The sequence below is a fragment of the Lactobacillus kalixensis DSM 16043 genome, from assembly GCF_001434335.1.
Taxonomy (GTDB): Bacteria; Bacillota; Bacilli; order Lactobacillales; family Lactobacillaceae; genus Lactobacillus; species Lactobacillus kalixensis.
This window is the reverse complement of sequence record NZ_AZFM01000071.1, coordinates 1-2,147: the sequence shown is the minus strand read 5'-3', so window position 1 is coordinate 2,147 and position 2,147 is coordinate 1. Positions and strand designations below refer to the sequence as shown.

Annotated in this window: 3 protein-coding genes and 1 pseudogene; 1 reads left to right on the top strand and 3 read right to left on the bottom strand. The window is 32.5% G+C overall.

Translation table 11 applies throughout. From position 1 onward, the window contains the following. Nucleotides 1-99 precede the first annotated feature (99 nt). The 3 genes and pseudogenes from FC46_RS10485 to FC46_RS10405 all read right to left on the bottom strand — a co-directional run bounded on the left by FC46_RS10485 (nt 100) and on the right by FC46_RS10405 (nt 1,357). Nucleotides 100-683, bottom strand: a pseudogene (locus FC46_RS10485) (hypothetical protein). Nucleotides 684-726: 43 nt separating this feature from the next. After that, nucleotides 727-984, bottom strand: a complete 258-nt coding sequence (locus FC46_RS10410) for a hypothetical protein (RefSeq protein WP_236702318.1) — start codon at nt 982-984, stop codon at nt 727-729. A 25-nt stretch (nt 985-1,009) separates the two neighbouring features. After that, nucleotides 1,010-1,357 carry a hypothetical protein gene (locus FC46_RS10405; protein ID WP_236702317.1) on the bottom strand — a complete coding sequence of 116 codons (348 nt, stop codon included), beginning with the start codon at nt 1,355-1,357 and terminating at the stop codon, nt 1,010-1,012. A 58-nt stretch (nt 1,358-1,415) separates the two neighbouring features. Between FC46_RS10405 and FC46_RS09695 the strand changes: the two genes are divergently transcribed. Beyond that, entirely contained in the window at nt 1,416-2,084 is a 669-nt protein-coding gene (locus FC46_RS09695) for a type 1 glutamine amidotransferase (protein WP_057800212.1), read from the top strand. Nucleotides 2,085-2,147: the final 63 nt, after the last annotated feature.

The following is a 2,147-nucleotide window of genomic DNA, read 5'->3' as shown; positions in this document are numbered from 1 at the left end:
GCTAGTATATGACAGAAAACGGAGCTAAGATAGGTACCTTGTTTTTAGACGCTTACGATATAAAAATAAGTAGTTAACTTTGAAACTATAGCTAACTACTTATTTTTTTTGCTTTACTTTTGAAAAGTCGTATCTTCGATATTTAAGTGCCGTATTTTTATCTTTAAAAGCTGCTCCATTAATAGCATTAGAATTAGTGCCATAACTCATGAATAAACAATTTTTTCCTTTAAATTGCCCTAATTTATAAACCATATCAACAGTATCCAGAAAGCCACGTTCTCTCAAAATTCCATTTTCGGTTGAGATCATGATTGCATTACCAGCATATTCTTTATTTTGCTTTTCAGAATTATGATCTAATTTTAAATTAGGATCAGTTTTTTGATAAGTTACGTAACCGTTAAAAGCATGAGAAGTTATAACTAACTTAGTAGCTTTTTTACTATAAGGATCAGCACGATACCATGTACCGCGATATTCAGTTGGTACGGTTGTTAATTTAAATCATTTATATTTTTTATGCAAATTAATTTTAGATGAAGTGTTTTTATATTGTTTTTTACTAGAATGTTTCGCTATTTTTTATAGCTATTTTCAGTAGATATGTGATGGCTAGCTGGTGAACATCCCGTTAACAAGCCGGTTATCAAAATGATAGAAATAAAGGTTAATTTTTTCATAATAGTATTACTTCCAATCTGCATATGACTTTATGAAGTTAATTTACTTATCTTTTTCTGTAGTAGCTTTACCCATTCTTTTAAGCTGCTTTCTGGTTGAAATTTGCTTGTGCTTTTCTTTAACACCCACAGCTTGCCTAATTCGAGGATTCTTTCTCAAGATACTCATTCTATATCCCAAAGTTGAGGCTACGGTTAAAACCCACACGAACCATTCAGAATGCCAGAACATAAAGAAACCAGTTGAAACATCTTTAAGTAAGTCGATTACAAGATCAGATGAGATTGATTCCGTATTCATTTGCTTACCAAAATAGATTTGTAAACTAATATTTACGCAAACTAATATTTATAGCAAAAATGACAATCCAACCAATTAAATATGGCCAATTACGTTTAATTTTTATTACTGGCCTACCATATTGATCAGTTTCACCATTGTCTTTAATACTTACACCGCGAGCTTGAAGCCAACCGATAAAAATACCAAGAAATAGTAATAAAAACGTTAATAAAATATTCTGCCAACTCATATCTTTCTCAATAGATACTAGCATCATAATTAAAGAATAAACCGGCAAAATCACCATTTCTTTGCGTGTGATTTTTTCATATTCAAAAGTACCTTTAAGAAATGGGCGTAATAGTAAAATTAGTAAAATTAATAGCCACATAATTTCCTCCGTGTGTATAATAGCTATAAATATTATATACGAAAGGGACGAATATAAGTTGAGAATCAACGTTTTACAACATACGCCTAATGAAGGACCTGGTTCAATTGAAAAATGGGCTAATGAACATAATGCGGAATTTTATGTTTATCATCCAGCAACTTTTGGTAAATTACCAACTGCTGAAGAAACTGATATGTTAGTAATTCTAGGCGGACCAATGAGTCCTAATGACGACTTTCCATGGATTCATCAAGAAAGAGAATTAATTAAGGAATTAGCTGCAAAACACAAGCCAATGTTTGGTGCATGCTTTGGTGCACAACAAATTTCTATGGCATTTGGTGGTACTATTTCAGATGCACAATATAAAGAAGTAGGTTGGGCTCCGGTATATTTGAAGAATCATGACATTCCAGGTATTCCAAATAAGCTAGAGGCACTACATTGGCACCAACAAATGTTTTCAATTCCTGAAGGTGGAAAATTGTTGTTCTCAAGTGACTTGCTTGAAAACCAAGGCTTCTTATTAGGAGACAACATCGTTGGCCTGCAATTTCACTTTGAGCCAATGGAAGATAACTTACGTGAGATTGCGATTAATGATAGCTCTTATCCTGATGATAATAATGCATTAAAGCAAAATGCTAGTGAAATCATTGCTCATGGTGTGCCAGCAGAAAACAAAGATGTCATGTTTGTAATCTTGGATTACATCAACAAATAATAAAATACTGAAACTTGAAAGCATCAAAATTGACCAGAACCCTGATTGGTTCTGGTTTTTTCG

Excerpts from the sequence above, each read along its gene's own strand:
- FC46_RS10405 (WP_236702317.1), bottom strand. The coding sequence starts at position 1,357 with ATGTGGCTATTAATTTTACTAATTTTACTATTACGCCCATTTCTTAAA.
- FC46_RS10410 (WP_236702318.1), bottom strand. The coding sequence starts at position 984 with ATGAATACGGAATCAATCTCATCTGATCTTGTAATCGACTTACTTAAA.